General features: G+C 48.9%; 16 protein-coding genes. 13 read left to right on the top strand and 3 right to left on the bottom strand.

The features are described from left to right. The first annotated feature begins 68 nt into the window (after positions 1–68). The 4 genes from tilS to BM318_RS09815 all read left to right on the top strand — a co-directional run bounded on the left by tilS (position 69) and on the right by BM318_RS09815 (position 7,456). A complete protein-coding gene (gene tilS / locus BM318_RS09830) occupies positions 69–1,376 on the top strand; it encodes a tRNA lysidine(34) synthetase TilS (RefSeq protein ID WP_177218292.1) in 1,308 nt (435 codons plus the stop codon). After that, complete coding sequence (locus BM318_RS09825; protein ID WP_092982447.1) at positions 1,361–3,361, top strand: protein-disulfide reductase DsbD family protein; 2,001 nt, start codon at positions 1,361–1,363, stop codon at positions 3,359–3,361. The genes tilS and BM318_RS09825 overlap by 16 nt, the downstream gene beginning before the upstream one ends. Beyond that, the gene (locus BM318_RS09820; RefSeq protein ID WP_245759801.1) at positions 3,322–5,850 is read left to right on the top strand and encodes a penicillin acylase family protein; all 2,529 of its coding nucleotides are present in this window, start codon (positions 3,322–3,324) and stop codon (positions 5,848–5,850) included. Before BM318_RS09825 ends, BM318_RS09820 begins: the two co-directional genes overlap by 40 nt. Before the next feature lie 82 nt (positions 5,851–5,932). Next, positions 5,933–7,456, top strand: coding sequence for a YifB family Mg chelatase-like AAA ATPase (locus BM318_RS09815; RefSeq protein WP_092982446.1), 1,524 nt, complete (start codon positions 5,933–5,935; stop codon positions 7,454–7,456). 9 nt (positions 7,457–7,465) lie between these two features. Here BM318_RS09815 and BM318_RS09810 read toward each other — a convergent pair whose 3' ends face one another. The 3 genes from BM318_RS09810 to BM318_RS09800 all read right to left on the bottom strand — a co-directional run bounded on the left by BM318_RS09810 (position 7,466) and on the right by BM318_RS09800 (position 9,402). Then, positions 7,466–8,572: a pyridoxal phosphate-dependent aminotransferase gene (locus tag BM318_RS09810; protein WP_092982445.1), complete on the bottom strand. Its 1,107-nt coding sequence runs from the start codon at positions 8,570–8,572 to the stop codon at positions 7,466–7,468. An 85-nt stretch (positions 8,573–8,657) separates the two neighbouring features. Beyond that, on the bottom strand, positions 8,658–8,948 hold the full coding sequence (locus BM318_RS09805; RefSeq protein WP_092982444.1) for a hypothetical protein: 291 nt from the start codon (positions 8,946–8,948) through the stop codon (positions 8,658–8,660). A gap of 10 nt (positions 8,949–8,958) precedes the next feature. Beyond that, on the bottom strand, positions 8,959–9,402 hold the full coding sequence (locus BM318_RS09800) for a hypothetical protein (RefSeq protein WP_092982443.1): 444 nt from the start codon (positions 9,400–9,402) through the stop codon (positions 8,959–8,961). Between the two features lie 181 nt (positions 9,403–9,583). Here BM318_RS09800 and BM318_RS09795 point away from each other — a divergent pair, with 181 nt between their 5' ends. The 9 genes from BM318_RS09795 (at position 9,584) to BM318_RS09755 (ending at position 20,363) form a co-directional block, all read left to right on the top strand. Further along, entirely contained in the window at positions 9,584–10,771 is a 1,188-nt protein-coding gene (locus tag BM318_RS09795; RefSeq protein WP_092982442.1) for an Nramp family divalent metal transporter, read from the top strand. Then, the gene (gene pxpA, locus BM318_RS09790) at positions 10,768–11,517 is read left to right on the top strand and encodes a 5-oxoprolinase subunit PxpA (RefSeq protein ID WP_092982441.1); all 750 of its coding nucleotides are present in this window, start codon (positions 10,768–10,770) and stop codon (positions 11,515–11,517) included. Before BM318_RS09795 ends, pxpA begins: the two co-directional genes overlap by 4 nt. Further along, complete coding sequence (gene pxpB / locus BM318_RS09785; RefSeq protein ID WP_092982440.1) at positions 11,514–12,260, top strand: 5-oxoprolinase subunit PxpB; 747 nt, start codon at positions 11,514–11,516, stop codon at positions 12,258–12,260. Before pxpA ends, pxpB begins: the two co-directional genes overlap by 4 nt. Next, complete coding sequence (locus tag BM318_RS09780) at positions 12,244–13,101, top strand: 5-oxoprolinase subunit C family protein (protein ID WP_092982439.1); 858 nt, start codon at positions 12,244–12,246, stop codon at positions 13,099–13,101. The genes pxpB and BM318_RS09780 overlap by 17 nt, the downstream gene beginning before the upstream one ends. A 195-nt stretch (positions 13,102–13,296) precedes the next feature. Beyond that, on the top strand, positions 13,297–14,973 hold the full coding sequence (ilvD, locus tag BM318_RS09775; protein WP_092982438.1) for a dihydroxy-acid dehydratase: 1,677 nt from the start codon (positions 13,297–13,299) through the stop codon (positions 14,971–14,973). A 12-nt stretch (positions 14,974–14,985) separates the two neighbouring features. Continuing rightward, positions 14,986–16,719, top strand: coding sequence for a biosynthetic-type acetolactate synthase large subunit (ilvB, locus tag BM318_RS09770; protein ID WP_092982437.1), 1,734 nt, complete (start codon positions 14,986–14,988; stop codon positions 16,717–16,719). 25 nt (positions 16,720–16,744) lie between these two features. Continuing rightward, the gene (gene ilvN, locus BM318_RS09765; protein ID WP_092982436.1) at positions 16,745–17,272 is read left to right on the top strand and encodes an acetolactate synthase small subunit; all 528 of its coding nucleotides are present in this window, start codon (positions 16,745–16,747) and stop codon (positions 17,270–17,272) included. A gap of 38 nt (positions 17,273–17,310) precedes the next feature. Then, complete coding sequence (gene ilvC / locus BM318_RS09760; RefSeq protein WP_092982435.1) at positions 17,311–18,786, top strand: ketol-acid reductoisomerase; 1,476 nt, start codon at positions 17,311–17,313, stop codon at positions 18,784–18,786. Beyond that, on the top strand, positions 18,783–20,363 hold the full coding sequence (locus tag BM318_RS09755; protein WP_092982434.1) for an NADP-dependent glyceraldehyde-3-phosphate dehydrogenase: 1,581 nt from the start codon (positions 18,783–18,785) through the stop codon (positions 20,361–20,363). Before ilvC ends, BM318_RS09755 begins: the two co-directional genes overlap by 4 nt. Position 20,364 lies beyond the last annotated feature (1 nt).

Here is a 20,364-nt window from a genome sequence, read left to right as displayed (position 1 = left end):
GAAAGAACTTCGGCCTAATTTCGCAATAGCGTTTTTTCTTTCCGATAATGATAGCAGCGTTTACAAACATGCTGAAGGAAAAATTTCCTGAGCTCGCAAAGGAGCCGGTTTTGGTTGCCTGTAGTGGCGGCCTGGACAGCGTGGCTCTGGTGCATTTATGTAAGCAGACCGGGTTGGATTTTGGTGTGGCCCATGCCGATTTTGGATTGCGTGGATCGGAAAGTAAGGCCGATGCAGAATTTGTAGCGAATCTGGCCAGGAAGTTTAACACGGAATATTTTGTAAAGTCTTTTAATACAAATTATTACGCAAATCTACATAAACTTTCAGTTCAAGAGAGTGCCCGAAATCTCAGATACCACTGGTTTCAGGTTTTGTTGGCTACAACGCGTTACCGATGGGTGCTAACGGCTCACCATGCCAATGATCAATTGGAGACCTTTTTAATGCATCTGAACAGGGGTGCTGGCCTTGGTGGCTTATGCGGAATTCCGGAACGACAAGGCCGTATTTTACGCCCGTTATTGCAAGTAACCCGATCAGAACTGGAAGAATTCATTTCAGAAAACGGCTTGGCATACCGGGAGGACAGCAGCAATGCTACCGATAACTATCTCCGGAATCGTCTCAGGCACCATGCGGTTCCACCTCTCCTGGAAACCCTGCCAGGGCTTTTGCCTGCATTTTTACAAAGTTTGGAGCATTTAGAGGGGGCTCGGGAAATTCTGTTAAAGCATCTTGAAGGGATCAAAGCCTCCCTGGTAACACAGGAGGCGGACTGTCTTGCCTTTAACCTGGAGCAACTGGCTTCGCTTTCACCCCGCGGTCCCTATCTATTTGAATTATTCGCTCCATATGGTTTTACGGATTACCGGGCGATTGAAGATTTGTTGGAAGGTATGTCCGGGAAAGAGGTGCAATCCCCTACGCATCGCCTGTTGCGGGATCGGAAAGCGCTGCTGTTGAAGTCAAAGGCCAGTGAAGCGATAAAGGAATTTCAGTTTGATCTGTGGGAGACCGGGAATTACCCTCCAGGACTTAAAATAACGCTGGTAGAGGCAAAAATGACGCCTGCAAGCATACAAAAGGACCCCGATCCTAATGTACTATACCTTGATAAAGCTTCGTTAAATCAAAGATTATGGCTGCGTAAATGGCGCCAGGGGGATTATTTTTGCCCCATAGGTATGCGTGGGGGCAAGAAGGTCTCCAAGTTTTTTAAAGACTTGAAATTAAGTCAGTTTCAAAAAGAGGCCCAATGGATTTTGGGATGCGGGGACCGAATTGTTTGGTTACCCGGACTTCGGGGAGACGATCGGTTTAAGGTTACCGAAGCTACCCGGCAGATTATAAAATTAGAATGGCGGCACGAATAGCAACGATACTCATCTTCTTCACTTCCCTGACCGGATTTGGGCAATTGATTCCAACTGGGCTTCCTGAGGAACCGGTACGCTGGGATCAAAGCTTCGAGCAGATCAATGACAGCACCTATCGATTGGTTTTCACAGCCGACATTGAGGAAAACTGGCATTTGTACTGCAAGCACTCCGATGAAGATGGGGCGATGCCGATGATTTTCGGTTTTGAAGGTGTAGGGGAGCGGTATGTCATTTTGGATACCCTCGTCGAGAGCCCCACAAGGAAGGCCTACAATGACATTTTTGGGGTCGATGAAACCTTTTTTGAGAATAATGCGCGGATGACACAGGATATTCGCCTTCTCGATTCTGGGACTGAACCAATCCGGGTAACCATTGAGTACCAGGTCTGTGATGAAGTATGTATTCCTGGAGAGCACACCTTTGATTTTTACCTGTCAGGCGGGGAGCCCATCGGGAATACTGAAAACCTTCAGGCCAATATTTCTGCCTCGGATAGCTTAAAATCTGCAGCCCTGCGCCTGCAAATTAAAAATCCGGAGATGCTCAGGGAAGGTAGTGCCGGGGAAGTACTCGGTGGCGGACAGGGAATCTGGGGGATTTTTGGGCTGGGTATACTTGGAGGCTTCATTGCCCTGTTAACGCCTTGTGTGTTCCCAATGATTCCGTTAACGGTCTCCTTTTTCACTCGAAAAAATGGCGCTAAAGCCTCGGGAGTTGGAAATGCGGTACTCTACGGGATGTTCATTGTGCTGATCTACTTTTTGCTCAGCTTGCCTTTTCACCTTATGGATTCCGCCGATGGGCAATTTTTGAATGCATTGGCCACCAATATTTGGGTGAACCTGCTGTTTTTCCTGATTTTCGTGCTCTTTGCCATATCCTTTTTTGGCTATTTCGAAATTACCCTGCCCGCTTCCTGGGCAGCCCGTATGGATGGTGCTTCCCAGCGATTAGGCGGGGCTCCTGGTATCTTTTTTATGGCTCTCACCCTGGCCATTGTCTCCTTTTCCTGTACCGGACCTATTCTGGGCGGGTTGCTGGGCAGTACTGCGCTTTCGGAGGGGGATGTCGCCCTAAAACTGACGGCTGGTATGACGGGTTTTGGATTGGCCCTCGGACTCCCGTTTGCTCTTTTTGCACTATTCCCCAATTGGCTGCAAAAAATGCCGAAGTCGGGACAATGGATGGAGACCGTGAAGGTTGTCCTCGGATTCCTGGAGCTGGCGCTTGCCCTGAAATTCCTCTCGAATGCCGATTTGGTCGGACACTGGGGCTTGCTCAAACGGGAAATTTTTCTGGGGATATGGATTTTACTTACCCTGGGGCTAGCAGCCTACCTTATGGGCTGGTTTCGGTTTAAAAAATCAGAAGGTCCGGCAGGCATCAGTATCACCAGACGCTTGGGTGCCCTGGCCTGTTTGCTGTTTTCGGCCTATTTAGGGTATGGACTTGTTACCGGCCAACCCCTGAAACAATTGAGTGGCTTTCCTCCACCGGACTTTTATAGCTTACGAGCAGGAGCAAGTGATTGTCCCCTGGGATTGGAATGTTACAAAGACTTTGAAGCTGGCAGGGAAGTATCCCGGGCAACCGGCAAGCCCATGTTGCTGGATTTTACCGGATGGGCCTGTGTGAATTGCCGCCGGATGGAGGAGCAGGTATGGAGCGACCCGGAGGTATACCGACTGCTTCGGGACGAATTTGTTCTGATATCCCTTTATGTAGACGACAGGGAAGAACTGGCTGAGGAAGCGCAGTTCATTTTCCATTACCCCAATGGTAAAACGAGACCCATAGAAGATATCGGAGATCTTTGGGGAACCTTCCAAACCGTAAATTTTGGAGCCATATCGCAGCCATACTACATTCAATTAAGTGCTGATCTCGAACTCCTTGCGCCTCCCATCCAGAATACCGACGTGGCGACCTATCGCCAATGGCTTCAATCGGCCAGGCAAACGGCGACGATTCAATAGGGAAAGCCGTATCTTTAGGGGATACAACCATCGAGCTTTTGAAAACCATTCGCAGGATATTTAAAGTATTGCTGGCCTTGCTGTTGTTGCTTGTGCTGGCGGGATATTTCTTTGTTCAACATCTGAAACCCGAGTATGACGGGGAACTCGAAATGCAGGGGCTCGCTGCTTCTGTTACCGTTTCTTACGACACCTATGGAATCCCCCATATAACTGCCGACAGTGAACCAGATGCTTACCGTGCCCTGGGCTACGTCCATGCACAGGATCGTCTATGGCAAATGGAGTTGCTGCGCAGAATCGCTCCGGGAAGGCTCTCCGAAGTCTTTGGAAGTCAAACCCTGGATGCCGACCGGCTCTTTCTGACCCTGGGAATTGATGAAGCCAGCAGAAGACATCTCGCCAAGGCCGATACCTTATCCCGGGAGTATCAATTATCCACAGCATATCTGGAAGGGGTCAATACTTTTATCGCAGAAGGCCCCACGCCCTTGGAATATTACCTTACCGGTCTGGACAAAGAGCCCTTTGAGCTTGTGGACATATACAATTCCCTCGGGTACATGGCTTTTAGTTTTGCTATGGCACATAAAACCGATCCCTTACTGGAAGACATTAAGAACCGGTTAGGCCCGGATTATGTGTACAGCCTACTCGAGGACTGCTCGAATTGTACCGAAACCATCCCCATTACAAATCCGGGTGACAGCGCAGCCGCCACCGATTTGCAGGCCAAACTGGTTTTACCCCAACCGCGCGATGAGGTAGCTTCGCTAACCGGGGTAAGCCGAAAAATAGATCAAATCATTGGTGGATTACCCTTGCCCGCGCTTGAGGGTAGTAATTCCTGGGTGCTTTCCCCGGCTAAAACCAGTACGGGCGCCGTTCTTTTTGCAAACGATCCCCATATTGGCTTTGCCCAACCATCAGTCTGGTTCGAAGCACACGTTAAAAGTCCACAATACGAGCGCTATGGCTATCACCTGGCAGGGATTCCTTTTCCCATTCTGGCGCACAACCGGCAGAATGCCTATGGGATGACGATGTTCGAGAATGATGATATTGATTTCTTTTACGAAACCGTAAATCCCGAAGATCCCAGTCAGTATAGCAGGAACGGGCAGTGGGAGTCTTTCAAAGAGGAAAAAAGGATGATTGAGGTCAAAGGGGAGGACGCCGTGGCCTTCTCTTTTCGCACCTCTGACCTTGGCCCGGTCGTGAATGATCTGTTTCCTGATCTGAAAGAGGAAACACCTGTAGTCATGTCCTGGGTATTTACCTCGGGTAAAAATGAAGTCCTTCAAGCGCTTTACGGAATAAGTCATGCTGGGGATTTCCAGGCCTTTGAGCAGGCTGTATCCAAAATACATGCGCCCGGATTGAATATGATGTACGGCGATGCTGAAGGCAATGTGGCCTGGTGGGCTGCCGCCAAATTATATCGTTTTCCCGATTCGATTAGCACCAAATTGGTCATGGAGGCCTCCCTGGATTCCCTGCGAAGCGACGTTCCCTTTTCAGAAAATCCCAGAGCCATAAATCCGGAGGCGGGATACGTCTACAGTGCAAATAATCAACCGGAAAGTACCAGCGCTGGGTATATTCCGGGGTACTATTTACCTGAAAACAGGGCCCGTCGAATTACGGACCTGCTGGAGTGTAGGGATGATTGGGATCGCGAGGGTGTTGCGGAAATGATCGTCGACGTGACTTCTTCGGTTGATCCGGAAATCATTTCAGATCTCGCCCGTGCAGTTCCTGTAGATGCCTTAAATGAAACCGAATTAGAATTCCTGGATATGCTCAACAGTTGGGATGGTTCGCATGCCCTGAAGAGTCCAGAGCCTGTGCTATATCACCGCTGGGTTTATGAGTTGTCTCGTGCTGTCTTCCAGGATGAGTTAGGGGAGGAAGGGTTTAAGGCGCTCTTATCGACCCACATATACAAGCGGGTTCTTGCACGACTAGTGAAGGAAAGGGAGTGGCCCTGGTGGGATAATGTACAGACCGAATCGGTAGAAACAGCGGAGGCCATTATTGAGCAGAGTTTCAAAGATGCCCTGGAACAGGTAATCGATCAATCGGGCGAGGACCCGGATAAGTGGGAATGGAAGAATTTCCACACCATAGAATTTGAACATCCGCTGGGAGCAGTTGCCGCCCTGCGACCAATTTTCAATATCGGCCCATATCCGATTCACGGAAGTCGGGAGGTGGTAAATAACCTGGCTTTTCCTTACGATTCTACAGGTTATTTCAAGGTGAATGCAGGGCCTTCCACACGCCGGGTCATCGATTTTTCAGATATAGAGAATAGCCAAAGCATATTGCCAACGGGTCAATCGGGCAACCCGTTCAGTCCGCATTACGACGACCAGTCCGAACTCTATATTCGCGGGGAATTCCGGAAGATGCTCATGAATCCTGCCGAAATACAGGAGAAGGAGATCAATCGACTGGTTTTAACTCCTGTCCGAACTTCGGAATAATTCCGCCGGCTCCCATCGCATCCCTGCTTTGATTCTGCATAGTCAACAGTAATATTTGAACTGATATTCAGATTCAAATGGTATGTTGGCCAAGGTGTATGCCAGTGCATTAAGGGGAATAGAAGCTACTCATGTAGTTGTTGAAGTAAACGTTTCTAAAGGCATTGGTTATCATTTAGTTGGATTACCCGATAATGCTGTCCGTGAAAGTAATTACCGCATTGCTTCGGCCCTGGCCCAAAGCGGCTTTCGCATCCCGGGTAAGAAGATCACCATTAATATGGCTCCTGCTGATCTTCGTAAGGAAGGGGCAGCCTACGATCTCTGTATAGCGCTGGGTATTTTACAAGCAACCGGGCAAACTAATTTTCCGGACCTACCGCACTATGTTATTATGGGAGAATTGGGCCTGGACGGTAGCCTGCATCCGGTCAGAGGAGCGCTTTCGGTAGCATTGGCTTCCCGCAAAGCTGGGTTTAAGGCTTGTGTCTTGCCTGTAGTCAATGCGAAGGAGGCTGCAGTAGTCCGGGGAATTGCCGTTTACGGATTGGATCACCTGGATCAGGTGGTGGCATTACTCCGGGGTCATTCAGAAATTAAACCCTTGAATGGGCAAGCGCAAACAGCTGCAAGTAAGTCCCCTTTTGGTAGTCCTGATTTTGCTGAGGTAAAGGGGCAGCTCGCGGCAAAAAGGGGGCTAGAAGTTGCGGCATCCGGAGGTCACAATATCCTGATGATAGGTCCGCCGGGAGCCGGTAAAACCATGATGGCCCGGCGATTGCCTGGAATACTTCCTCCCATGACCTGGGAAGAAACTCTGGAAACTACCCGGATTCATAGCGCATCGGGCAAGCCGAACAAGGGCATGACAACCCAACGTCCATTCCGAAATCCACATCATTCTATATCCCAAGCAGCCCTGATCGGTGGGGGTGCATACCCGCAACCCGGTGAAATTTCTCTGGCGCACAATGGCGTGCTGTTTCTGGACGAATTGCCAGAATTCAAACGCAGCGTGCTGGAATTGATGCGACAACCTCTGGAAGACCGGCAGGTAACGCTTTCCAGGGCAAAGTATACGCTCACTTATCCATGCAGCATTATGCTGGTGGCCAGCATGAATCCAAGCCCTTCCGGCTATTATGTAGATGTCGAAAAAGAAGGAATTGCCGCTTTCCGCGAAATGCAGCGGTATTTCAAGAAGATTTCCGGTCCGCTTCTTGACCGAATCGACCTGCATCTTGAAATTAACCCGGTTCCCACTGAGCATTTAACCTCAGGAAAACCCTCGGAATCCAGCGCTGCTATCAGGGCGCGCGTGCAGCTCGCAAGGGAAGTGCAATTAAGTCGATTTGAGGGGTCCGGAATATACAGTAATGCGCAGATGGGTGCTGAGCAGCTCAAGCGCTACTGTAACCTTGAGGAGGCACCACGCAGACTATTAAATCTCGCGATTGACAAGCTCAGCCTCTCGGCCCGTGCACATGAGCGGATCCTCAAAATGGCACGCACTATAGCCGATATGGGAGGTTCTGAGAAGATCAGGGCGGAAGACATGGGTGAAGCTATTCAATACCGCGGACTGGACCGGGAATACCTACTCTAGATATAAGGATCAGGCAAGCACTTTTTTGAGGGCAGAGGCAAAAGACTTCATGTCCTCCATAGTTCCAGTACTGATTCGCGCCCAGTCCATAAGGGGAGGGAAGGGGCGACCGATCTGAACCTGATGTTCCATCATCTGCGGGATTAACGTCCGTATATCGCGTCCGGTTTTAAAGAAAATAAAGTTGGTATGAGAGGTAATGTACTCCAATCCCATAGCGTCGAACTCGCTATACAGATACTGCTTGGCCCTTGTATTCTCCTGAAGACTAAACTTGTAAAAAGAGTCGTCCTTCAGGGCAGCTTCTGCAGCAAGGATAGCTAGCGTATTGGTGTTGGCCATGAGCCGTTCCCGTAACCGGAGCGCAATATCCGGGCGGGCAACCAAATAACCTATTCTCAAACCGGCTAAACCAAAGACTTTTGAAAACGTTTTGGAAACAATTATGTTTCGTCCTTCACGAACGAGTTCTATCATTGAGGGATAATCGGGTTCTGTTATAAAATCATAGTACGCCTCGTCGCTGAAAACCAAGGTTCTGTTTTCCACACTCAGGCAAAAATCTCGAAGTTTCCCGGCATCCAGTAAGGTTCCCGTGGGGTTATTCGGATTGCACAAAAATACCAGTCGGGTCTTTGAATTAATGCGCCGTTCCATGGCTTCCAGGTCGTGGGTCTGACTCGAATCCAGGGGCACCCGGTGCACGTAGGCACCGAAAGTCTCTGCATAACTCAACAGGGCCTGGAACGTAGGGTCGGCGGCAATAATCTCCCCTCCGCCCATACCATATACCAAACCTGTGGCTTTTAACCCTTCCGTGGAACCTCCAGTAACTACAATGCAGTCCTCGGAAACTTCCTCTTTTTCGGCTATAGCCTTAACCAAAGGTTTCAGATAGGCAAAAGGATAACGGCAACCCGCATCCATCCCGGTTTTCAGGACGTCCCGAACTAAAGGGGATGGGCCATAGGGGTTTTCGTTGGCGTTTAACTTGGCAAAGGGTGCCTGAGTTGTGGAAGGTGTTGTGGCCAGCAAAACCGGGAGTCCACCCATAAGGGTAAAGCCTCCTCCTAATGCGACGGATTTAAGCCAATTTCGGCGGTTGGTGGTATTCATATTTCGTGTCTCTTTTCACCAAAAAGATACGAAATACTTAGTTGAAAGTTAGATAATGCAATGAGACTGCGGGAATTGCAATCTTCTAAAAGATTGTATTGCTCACCAGGATTGCCAGGATTAATACAACCATGGCCAGGTTTACGGTAATGGCGATTACTTTCTTTTCGGTAAGGGGTTCGTCAAGTCCTTTAATCACATACCAGGTACCGACTATCCCCAGGAATCCGGAAAGGACAATAGGAAGTCCGAAAAGCAGGCGTGACGCTAAAGGGCTAATGTTCAGCATAATGGCAAGGGCTGCCATAGTGAGTAGTCCCAGAATAAACTGGCTCATACGATAAGAGCGATGGGTGTAGTTAAAAGGGGATTCCATAAGCTGATTTTTAAATGACTTTGATGTTGACTCTTAGGCCATCGATGATTCCCTGAATGTTCTCTACGGTGCGGCCGAGATCTTTGCGTATCAAGGTATAGGGGATGCGAATGGTTGTAAAACCATTTTTATAGGAATGCATTGTTTTTTCTAGCTCCTGCAGCGCTTTTTCACTTGTAAGCGGCTCCAAGCTTTTCTCGATTTCTATATTCAGTTTAACCCGGGATATCGCTAAATCTACCGTACGTTTACCATCCCACCAGGCCATCATAGGTTTGATACCTTTTTCCTTGAGCGCGTAGTACAGGATGATTGTTTCTTCCGGAATATCATTCTGTGCCAAGAATTTCTCCATACGCTTGAGATGCGCCGGACACAACTCCGCCTGGAATTTGTCCATGGACTTACGATGGTCGAGGTAACTAAGGGGGGATTTGCATTCGACACAGGTCATAGGTAAAGTAGGTTTACGAGGGTTTTGGGAAGTTAATAACCCGCCTTGGTCTGCTTTATTATATCCTTTCGACGTATGACACCCTACTTTTAGACGAACTGCAAAAAACTCGATAAAATGCACACTTTGCGATCGAAATCCACCGGTTGATTATCTTTAGCAGCAACTGCTTTATCCGCCCATGAAGAAATCCGGACCGGGAATGTTAATAGCTGCGGCTTTCATTGGCCCGGGAACAGTGGCAACCTGCCTGGGTGCCGGAGTGAGTTTTGGATATTCCCTGCTTTGGGCCTTATTACTTTCTATTATTATTACCATAGTGCTCCAGGAAATTTCCGGTAGGATTGGCCTGACCAGCACACGTCCAATTCCCGCAATTTTGGAATCTATGATCCCTGGGAAATACGCAGGTAAAGCCTTGATCGGGTTAATACTTTTGGCGATAGTCCTTGGGAATTCGGCCTATGAAGCAGGGAACATTGCGGGCGGAACCCTGGGCCTGGAAGCGCTATTTGGATCAGGGGCTGTTGCTTACTATCCCTTTATCGTAATCCTATTGGCTGGCATTATCCTATGGATGGGGTCCTACAAGCTTTTGGAACGGATCTTTACCGCACTGGTACTGATCATGAGTATGTCCTTTATTTTAACGGCGCTTCTTGTCCGCCCGGATTTGTCTGCGCTTTTCGCGGGTTTGTTTTATCCAAAAGTTACCGGGGATACGATAATGACGGTTATGGCATTGATCGGCACAACCGTAGTTCCCTACAACTTGTTCCTGTATCCCGCACTGGTGCGCCAACGATGGGAGGGCGCCGGAAACCTGAGTGCTATGCGGCGGGATATTATCGGCTCGGTTTTAATTGGAGGTATCGTTAGTATGGCGATACTGGTTACCGGGGCCGGAACCGGTATGCAGCAAATGGAAAGCGTCCTGGATATGGCCAAGTCATTGAGTCCCATTTATGGTACTGCTGCAACTGTTGCCATCGGAGTCGGGTTGCTCGCTGCAGGGTTAACCTCTTCGATTACAGCCCCGCTTGCAGCTGCCTATGTAATTCAACAAAGCTTTGGGTGGGCGCCCGATAATCGTTCCTGGAAGTTCAGGTTGGCCTGGGGAGGAGTCCTCCTGATAGGACTGCTATCTCTTACCCTGAATATAAGACCACTGGAAGTGATCTTTTTGGCTCAGGTTGCCAATGCGCTGCTATTACCCCTGGTTGCCTTCCTGTTCTGGAGGATGGCCTCGGATAAACAGCTTCTGGGGGAATTTCGCAGTTCCCGGACTGGTGTAATAGCCGGTTTAATCATAGTAATCCTGGTTGGCCTGTTGGCGCTGCGAACACTTTATCGGATTTTTGTTTCATGAGTGAACGCCCATTACACATAGATATCAATTGTGACCTTGGGGAAGGCGTGGGGAATGAAGCCCAAATCCTTCCTCTTATAAGCTCATGCAACCTTGCTTGCGGAGGCCACGCGGGTTCTCCGGAGCTCCTGATAGAAATTCTGGAGCTGGCAAAGCAACATGGGGTTAGGGCAGGAGCCCACCCCTCATATCCGGATCGAAAAAATTTTGGGCGCCGGAGTATGTCCCTGAGTAAAGAAGAATTGACCCAAACGATCCAGGAACAATTAGCGGTCTATCAGCTTGCCGCGGATCGAACAGGAACCCGGATGCATCATATTAAAGCACACGGAGCCCTCTACAACGATTTGGCTGCAGATACGCAACTGGCCGAAATATACCTCGAGGCTCTCGAACCTTATAAACCCACATCTATACTCTTTGCGCCCTGCGGAAGTGAGTTTGCCAAATTCGCCGCGTCTCATGGCTTCACCATTTGGGAAGAGGCATTCGGAGACCGGGCATACAATACAGACGGGAGTTTGGTCAGTAGGAAGCTCGAAGGGGCGGTGCTAACGAACCCCAAAGTGGTTCTGGAGCAGATTGTCCGAATGGTTCGTCAAGGGCTGGTGAATACCTGGCAAAATTCTACTTATGCACTGGAGCCAAAGACTATTTGCTTACACGGCGACACCCCGGGAGCATTGGAAATATTGATGTATCTTAGACGGGAACTGCCTTTAGCGCGGATAGCAATTGCCAAGTGAGTAGTTACCCCTATCGCATTAAATCTTTCGGAACCAAGGCCTTACTACTGGAATGGCCTAAAAACATCTCTCCTGGACTGATTCGTGAGATAAGCGCTTTTGGCGATTTCCTGATCAAAAACTACCTGAACCAACCTAAATGGGAGGCACTTCCCATCTATCACTCCCTAACGCTCATTTCCCCGGAGAAGGAACCTGACCTGGCGGCAGTAGCCGAACAGATCAATACTGCATGGCAAGCTTTTGCAGGCCATAAACAAAAATCAGGGAGGGAATGGGTGCTGCCCGTTTGTTACGAAGGAGATTTTGCCCTCGATTTGGAAGAGGTTTCCAACCGGCTTAAGCTAAGTCCTGCCGAACTTATCGCTTTGCATTGCTCTGTGTCCTACCCGGTTTACGGCATTGGCTTTCTGCCAGGCTTCGTATATCTGGGAGGAGTGCCTGAGGCGTTGGTTCTACCACGACGGGAATCCCCGAGATTGAGGGTGCCCGCAGGATCTGTAGGCCTGGCTGGGGTGCAAACAGGTATTTATCCGCAACAATCGCCAGGAGGCTGGAATATTATCGGGAATTGCCCGATTCCTTTATTCGATGCCCAAAGGGAGCCACCTTGTTTTATCCAAATTGGAGATACCGTGCGATTTCGGGCGGTAAGTGCCGCTGAGCATGAATTGCATCGCATAGAAGGACAGGTTGGTATTTATGACTTTTCTAAACGGATTGCCCATGATGCGGATAAGTAAACCCGGTTTTATGACCAGTGTTCAGGATTTGGGCCGCGTGGGCTATCGCCATTATGGGGTGCCTGTGTCCGGGGCATGCGATAGTATTGCTGCCAAAAGAGTTAATGCTTTGTTGGAAAACAGTAGCTCCGATGCAGTTTTGGAGTGTACTATGTTTGGCCCTGAAATCAATTTTGAGGCGGATACTTTTCTGGCAATCAGTGGAGCCGATATGCAAGCTTTTCTGAATGATGAAAAGCTAGAAATGAATAAAGTATATGCTGTAAATGAAGGTAGTACTTTAAGTTGCGGAAATATCGAGAAAGGGCTGAGGGCCTACATAGGAATCCGCGGTGGAATTCACACTCCTGAGGTGTTGGGCAGTCGTTCATTTTATTTTCCGGTAACTGAAAAGGGCCAGTTGGCAAAAGGAGATGGACTGGCTTTTGATCCCAGTACCCAATACGAGCCCAAGGTCCTAAAAATATCCTCCAGTGATCTGTACCGGGAGATCGATTTAACGGCATACCCAGGACCAGAATTCGAAATTTTATCCGAAGCTTCCAGGAAGCAACTCCTGGAGTCGCCTTTTACCATTAGCAAGGATTTTGACCGGATGGCATGCCGGCTTGCGGAAACCCTGGACCCCCATAGCCATAAGTTGATCACCTCGGCCACGCTCCCGGGATCGGTACAATATACCCCGGCCGGGCAGGTTATGGTGCTGACCCGCGATGGTCAGACTACCGGCGGGTACCCTCGTATTCTCCAACTCGATGAACGTTCGCTTTGTATCCTGGCGCAAAAAAGAGCCGGGGATACGATTCGGTTCAATTTCCGCGAGAATTCTCTCAGCAACTGATTTTTACCTCCTGCGCTTCCGTTTTTGATCTTTTCGCAGCGGATTGAATATGGTATTTTAACTTATCTAATTCACTGAATAACAAACATTTATTTCTTTAACAGTGTTGCTGACCCTATTGGCAGACGCTATGGGAAATATTGTGCCTAATGCAAACTTTTATCTTTGAATACTGGAATTAAAATGTCTCTTCCTATGGGGTTGAATACCTACAGTAAAAATGTTACCCAGGACCCGACACAGCCTGCTGCACAGGCAATGCTCCACGCGATAGGACTCACCGATGCAGATTTGGAAAAGCCGCTCATTGGGATAGCCAGTACCGGATATGAGGGCAATCCGTGTAACATGCATCTGAACGATCTCTCTAAACATGTCAAACGCGGGGTGCAATCCAAAGATCTCGTAGGTTTGATTTTCAATACCATAGGGGTGAGCGACGGGATTTCCATGGGAACTTATGGCATGCGATATTCGCTGCCCTCCCGGGATATTATTGCAGATAGCATGGAAACAGTTGTCCAGGCTATGAATTATGACGGCCTGGTCACAGTGGTTGGCTGTGATAAAAATATGCCAGGAGCCCTCATGGCCATGCTGCGATTAAATCGGCCATCGGTAATGGTATACGGAGGAACAATTGCCTCTGGTTGCCATGCCGGCAGAAAGCTCGATGTAGTCTCTGCCTTTGAAGCCTGGGGCCAGAAAGTTGCTGGGAATATGGCTGAGGAGGAGTATAAAGCCGTAATTCAGAATGCCTGCCCGGGGGCTGGGGCTTGCGGGGGGATGTATACCGCAAATACCATGGCTTCTTCCATTGAAGCTTTGGGTATGTCATTGCCATATAGCTCCTCAAACCCTGCAGTCGGCGAAGAAAAGGAAAGCGATGGTGTAAAGGCTGGAGAAGCCTTACGCTTGTTGCTTGAAAAGGATATCAAACCACTTGATATCGTAAATAAAAAGTCTCTGGAAAATGCCATTCGACTGATTGTTGTTATGGGAGGGAGCACCAATGCCGTGCTTCATTTCCTGGCTATTGCCAAAGCCGCAAATGTCGATTTTACGCTCGATGATTTCCAGCGTATTAGTGATGAGACACCCTTTTTGGCGGATCTCAAACCCAGCGGAAAATACCTTATGGAGGATGTCCATCGTATCGGGGGCGTACCTGCGGTGCTCAAGTTTATGCTGAAGGAAGGCATGCTGCACGGGGATTGCCTTACAGTGACTGGTAAAACCCTTGCCGAGAACCTCGAAAGTGTACCCGACCTTAGCGCGGATCAGGATGTAATCCGTCCTGTGAACAATCCTATAAAACCAACCGGGCACCTTCGGATTCTCTACGGAAATTTGTCTCCAACAGGTGCCGTTGCGAAGATTACCGGGAAAGAAGGGCTGAGATTTGAGGGTCCTGCGCGTGTCTTTGAGGATGAATTCAAAGCAAACGCCGGTATCGGTGAAGGGAAAGTAAAAAAAGGCGATGTGGTGGTTATTCGCTATGAGGGGCCTATGGGAGGTCCCGGGATGCCGGAAATGTTGAAGCCTACAAGCGCCATTATGGGAGCTGGCCTGGGTAAAGATGTGGCCTTGATCACGGATGGCAGGTTTTCAGGGGGAACCCATGGTTTTGTAGTGGGGCATGTTACCCCTGAGGCTCAAGCTGGTGGCCCGATAGCGCTGGTTCGCGACGGTGACATCATAACCATTGATGCCGAAAGCAATAGCATATCAGTAGCCCTGTCCGAAGAAGAACTGGAAAAGCGAAAAGCAGCATGGAGCGCCCCTGCGCTCAAAGTCAGTAGGGGGAGCCTTTATAAATATGCACGAGTTGTATCCTCTGCTTCGGAGGGTTGTGTAACCGACGAATTTTAATCCATACTACTTATGGAACCTGTAAAAGAATTGAAAAAGACAACTGAAAGCCCGAAAAGCATACGCGTTACCGGAGCTGAAGCAATCATGCACTGCCTAATTGCGGAAGGTGTTGATGTCCTCTATGGATACCCGGGAGGGGCTATCATGCCGGTGTATGATGAGCTCTACAAATTTCAGGACGATTTACACCATGTTTTAACGCGCCATGAACAAGGGGCTATTCATTCCGCCCAGGGATACGCAAGGGTAGCGGGCAAGGTTGGCGTAGCTATGGCTACATCAGGTCCGGGTGCGACCAACCTGGTAACTGGTTTGGCCGATGCTCAGATCGATTCTACCCCAGTGGTTTGTATTACCGGACAGGTGCCGCGTCATCTTTTAGGTTCCGATGCCTTTCAGGAAACGGATATCATTGGGATATCTACTCCGGTGACCAAGTGGAATTATCAGATTACACGAGCCGAAGAAATTCCGGACATCCTGGCGAAAGCGTTTTTTATTGCGCGAAGCGGCAGACCCGGACCGGTGTTAATCGATATCACTAAAAATGCGCAGTTCGATGAACTAGACTTCGTATATACGCCCTGTAAAGGAGTGCGAAGCTACAATCCTGCGCCTAAGACTTCAGAGGATTCCCTACGCAAAGCAGCTGAAATGATCAATTCAGCTAAAAAGCCATATATAATTTATGGACAGGGAGTTATACTTGGAAATGCAGAGGAGGAATTAACGACGTTTGTCGAGAAGACAGGTATTCCCGCCGCCTGGACTATCCTGGGCCTATCCGCTATGGATTCGGACCATCCGCTGAACGTGGGCATGGTTGGTATGCATGGGAATTACGGCCCCAATGTACTGACAAACGAATGTGATCTGCTGTTAGCCATCGGGATGCGGTTCGATGATCGGGTAACCGGGAATCTGGAAACCTATGCCAAGCAGGCCAAAATCATTCACTTTGAAATCGACCCTGCGGAAATCAATAAGAATGTGGAGGTAGACCTGGCATTGCTGGGAGATGCCAAGGACACCTTATCCCGATTGATTCCCCTTGTAGCTAAGAATTCCCATCCGGAGTGGAAAGCTGAATTCGACAAGAAATACGAAGAGGAATATGCTGCGGTAATCGAACGCGATCTACTGCCACAGAAAGAGGGGCTTACCATGGGCGAGGTCATCGCTCAGATCAACAAGGCCTCCGAACACAAGGCGGTTATAGTAACCGATGTTGGGCAACACCAAATGGTCGCCTGCCGCTATGCGAAATTCAAGGAGTCTAAGAGCAATATAACTTCTGGTGGGTTGGGAACTATGGGATTTGCTCTTCCGGCCGCTATAGGCGCCAAAATGGGTGCTATGGAACGCGAAGTCGTTGCCGTAATCGGGGATGGAGGATACCAAATGACCATTCAGGAGTTGGGCACTATTTTCCAAACAAAAACCCCGGTAAAGATCGTGGTGCTCAATAATGATTTCCTGGGGATGGTACGCCAGTGGCAGGAGCTTTTCTTTGACAAGCGCTATGCTTCGACTATTATGACCAATCCGGATTTTGTTAAGATTGCAGAGGGATACCACATAAAAGCCCGCCGCGTTACGGAGCGCTCGGACCTTGCCGAAGCGGTTGCCGAAATGATAGCGAGCGACGAGGCCTATTTCCTGGAAGTTAAGGTAGAGAAAGAGGATAATGTTTTTCCGATGATTCCTTCCGGAGCTTCCGTATCGGATATCCGCCTAAAATAATTCAAGCGAATTCAAAGCAACAGTAATGGAAAATCAGTGGTTTACGATTTCGGTTTATTCAGAGAATCAGGTAGGTTTGCTCAATAGGATCTCCGGGATATTTTTAAAGCGACATATTAATATAGAAAGTTTAAATGTCTCTAAATCAGAGATTGAGAATATATCAAAATTCACAATTGTTGTTCATACGACCGAACGTTGGACCCGGCACATTGTTTCTCAGATTGAGAAGCAGGTCGAAGTGATTAAAGCGTTCTACCATCGGGACGACGAGACCATTTATCAGGAATCAGCCCTGTTTAAAATAGCTTCAAACCTGCTCTTTGACGAGCGACAGATTCAGAATATTATCAAAGACAGTCATGCACAAATTGTAACGGTTAGCCGGGAATTTTTTGTGCTGGCCAAGACCGGCCGCAGGCATGAGATCGACGAAATGCATCAGAAATTAGAGCCTTTTGGCATCATGCAATTTGTACGTTCCGGCCGTATCGCGGTAACCAAGACCGAAATGCGCATCTCGGCCATGTTGGAAGAATTCCAGCATGCTTAATTTGAACAAACCACCTAAAGCGTTTTTTATACAACACCATGTCTAATTATTTTAACACACTATCACTACGCGAACAACTGGAACAACTGGGGAAATGCCGATTTATGGAGTCCTCGGAATTTGCAGATGGCGTCCAGGCACTTAAAGGCAAGAAAATCGTAATTGTCGGATGTGGGGCCCAGGGATTAAATCAAGGCCTGAACATGCGGGATTCCGGATTGGACATCTCCTACACACTCAGACAAGCCGCTATCGATGAAAAGCGGAACTCTTATAAAAATGCCACAGAGAATGGTTTTGCTGTTGGCACCTATGAAGAGCTTATTCCCCAGGCCGACCTGGTGATTAACCTTACGCCTGATAAGCAACATACCCAGGTGGTTGGGGCTGTTATGCCCTTGATGAAGCAAGGAGCTACCCTGTCCTATTCACATGGTTTTAATATCGTGGAAGAGGGCATGCAAATCCGTAAGGACCTCACTGTAATTATGGTTGCCCCAAAAAGCCCGGGTTCAGAAGTCCGGGAGGAATATAAACGCGGTTTTGGAGTACCCACGCTCATCGCTGTTCACCCGGAAAACGATCCGGAAGGAAAAGGTTTGGCCCAGGCAAAAGCCTATGCAGCTGCCACCGGAGGACACCGCGCTGGCGTTCTGGAGTCTTCCTTCGTAGCTGAAGTAAAATCAGATCTAATGGGGGAGCAGACCATTCTGTGTGGATTACTGCAAACGGGTTCTATCCTCAGTTTTGACAAGATGATTGCCGAAGGGGTAGATCCCGGATATGCGTCCAAACTCATTCAATACGGCTGGGAAACCATTACCGAGGGCTTGAAATACGGGGGAATCACCCATATGATGGATCGGCTTTCCAATCCGGCCAAAATCAAGGCCTTTGAACTATCCGAGGAATTGAAGGATATCATGCGACCCTTGTTCCGCAAGCATATGGACGATATCATGAGTGGTCATTTTTCGAGCACCATGATGGAGGATTGGGCCAACGACGATAAGAACCTGCTAACCTGGCGCGCCGCAACCGCAGAGACGAATTTTGAAAAGACTCCTGCCGGGGATGTGGAGATTGGTGAACAAGAGTACTATGACAAAGGCGTTCTTATGGTCGCTTTTGTTAGGGCAGGAGTGGAATTGGCCTTTGAGGCCATGACTGAATCCGGTATTATTGGAGAATCGGCCTATTACGAGTCCCTTCATGAAACGCCATTGATAGCCAATACTATTGCCCGTAAAAAACTTTTCGAAATGAACCGGGTGATCTCCGATACAGCCGAATATGGCTGCTACTTGTTTGATCATGCCTGTAAGCCCCTGCTTACTGATTTTATGAAAGGGGTAGATACCTCAGTTATCGGTGAGACCTTTGGATCGGATCGTGACAACGGGGTGGATAACGCCCGTTTAATTGCTGTAAACAAGGCGCTACGGGAACATCCTGTGGAGATTGTAGGAGCCCGGTTACGCGCTTCTATGACAGCCATGAAACCCATTGTATGAGTGTAATCCCGCAAGAGTTTAAGATTGTTAATCCGATTGACCAGCGGCAATACCTCGTTGGAGGTGAATTGAAGCCCTGGTCCGGAGCAGTAACTGAAGTCTATTCAACCATTTCCTCCGAAGAATCCTATGCCCCAACACTTTTGGGGAGTATCCCGGATATGGGGGAGGCCGAAGCAAACGAAGCCCTGCAGGCTGCATTGAGCGCTTATGACAAGGGGAAAGGAGCCTGGCCCACCATGAAGGTTCGGGACCGGATCGAATGCATGGAGAAATTCGTGCGGCAGATGGAATCCAAGCGGGAGGAGATTGTAAAGCTATTGATGTGGGAAATCGGAAAATCCCTTCCGGATTCCCAAAAGGAATTTGACCGTACTGTTGAATATATCTACGATACCCTGGAAGATTATCGACAGTTAGATCGGAATTCGGCCAAGTTTCAGAAACACGATGGGGTATATGCCCATATTCGGCGTGGACCTCTGGGAGTGGTACTCTGTCTGGGCCCCTATAACTATCCGCTGAATGAAACTTTTGCCTTGCTGATCCCTGCAATAATTATGGGGAACACAACTATTTTCAAACCTGCCAAACACGGGGTTTTGTTGATTACCCCACTTTTGGAAGCGTTTCAGAACAGCTTTCCCAAAGGTGTGGTCAATATTCTCTTCGGTCGGGGCAGGGCAGTTGCAGCCCCGATTATGAAAACCGGGAAGGTAGATGTACTGGCGCTTATCGGAAATAGCAAGTCGGCCAATGCATTGCAGGACCAGCATCCCAAGAGCAATCGATTGCGACTGGTACTGGGGCTCGAGGCCAAGAACCCGGCCATAATCCTTCCGGATGCCGATATGGACCTTACGGTTCAGGAATGTATCGCAGGAACACTCTCGTTTAATGGGCAGCGTTGTACAGCGCTGAAAGTGGTTTATGTACAGGAGGAAGTCAAAGAGGAGTTCCTGAAGCGATTTACCAGGGCAGTAGATGCCCTCAAATTCGGTAACCCTTGGGAAGAAGGCGTAAAACTAACGCCGCTGCCTGAGCCCGGTAAACCCGATTACATTCAAGAACTTATAGACGATGCCCTCGCTAAAGGGGCAAAGATCCTCAATGAAAAAGGAGGGCAGCGGTTCGATAATTTTATCTGGCCTGCCGTTCTGTATCCGGTAACAAAGGACATGCGCGTATATCAGGAGGAGCAGTTTGGCCCGATTATACCGATCCGTTCATTTGAAGAGATTGAGGAGCCGCTGGACGAAATGGCAGAAAGCAATTACGGTCAGCAAGTGAGCCTTTTTGGAAAGGATGTCTACACCCTGGCACCACTGATCGATACGCTTGCGAATTTGGTTTGCCGTGTAAACCTGAACAGTTCCTGCCAGCGTGGTCCGGACGTGTACCCCTTTACGGGACGCAAGGATTCAGCTCAATCTACCTTGAGTGTGCACGATGCGCTTCGCTCGTTTTCCATCAGGACCTTCGTGGCCTTTAAGGACAATACGCTCAACAACGAAACGGTTGAAAAGCTCCTGGACACCAAGGCCTCCAATTTTATAAGTACAGATTACCTCCTGTAGG

It is taken from the genome of Robiginitalea myxolifaciens (assembly GCF_900115205.1).
Taxonomy (GTDB): Bacteria; Bacteroidota; Bacteroidia; order Flavobacteriales; family Flavobacteriaceae; genus Robiginitalea; species Robiginitalea myxolifaciens.
Note: the sequence above shows the minus strand (reverse complement) of the source record. Positions and strands in the feature narration are given on the sequence as shown.

Bases quoted from the DNA above. Each gene is read 5' to 3' on its own strand.
- tilS (WP_177218292.1), top strand. From the start codon at position 69: ATGCTGAAGGAAAAATTTCCTGAGCTCGCAAAGGAGCCGGTTTTGGTT.
- BM318_RS09825 (WP_092982447.1), top strand. From the start codon at position 1,361: ATGGCGGCACGAATAGCAACGATACTCATCTTCTTCACTTCCCTGACC.
- BM318_RS09820 (WP_245759801.1), top strand. From the start codon at position 3,322: ATGGCTTCAATCGGCCAGGCAAACGGCGACGATTCAATAGGGAAAGCC.
- BM318_RS09815 (WP_092982446.1), top strand. From the start codon at position 5,933: ATGTTGGCCAAGGTGTATGCCAGTGCATTAAGGGGAATAGAAGCTACT.
- BM318_RS09810 (WP_092982445.1), bottom strand. From the start codon at position 8,572: ATGAATACCACCAACCGCCGAAATTGGCTTAAATCCGTCGCATTAGGA.
- BM318_RS09805 (WP_092982444.1), bottom strand. From the start codon at position 8,948: ATGGAATCCCCTTTTAACTACACCCATCGCTCTTATCGTATGAGCCAG.
- BM318_RS09800 (WP_092982443.1), bottom strand. From the start codon at position 9,402: ATGACCTGTGTCGAATGCAAATCCCCCCTTAGTTACCTCGACCATCGT.
- BM318_RS09795 (WP_092982442.1), top strand. From the start codon at position 9,584: ATGAAGAAATCCGGACCGGGAATGTTAATAGCTGCGGCTTTCATTGGC.
- pxpA (WP_092982441.1), top strand. From the start codon at position 10,768: ATGAGTGAACGCCCATTACACATAGATATCAATTGTGACCTTGGGGAA.
- BM318_RS09780 (WP_092982439.1), top strand. From the start codon at position 12,244: ATGATGCGGATAAGTAAACCCGGTTTTATGACCAGTGTTCAGGATTTG.
- ilvD (WP_092982438.1), top strand. From the start codon at position 13,297: ATGGGGTTGAATACCTACAGTAAAAATGTTACCCAGGACCCGACACAG.
- ilvB (WP_092982437.1), top strand. From the start codon at position 14,986: ATGGAACCTGTAAAAGAATTGAAAAAGACAACTGAAAGCCCGAAAAGC.
- ilvN (WP_092982436.1), top strand. From the start codon at position 16,745: ATGGAAAATCAGTGGTTTACGATTTCGGTTTATTCAGAGAATCAGGTA.
- ilvC (WP_092982435.1), top strand. From the start codon at position 17,311: ATGTCTAATTATTTTAACACACTATCACTACGCGAACAACTGGAACAA.
- BM318_RS09755 (WP_092982434.1), top strand. From the start codon at position 18,783: ATGAGTGTAATCCCGCAAGAGTTTAAGATTGTTAATCCGATTGACCAG.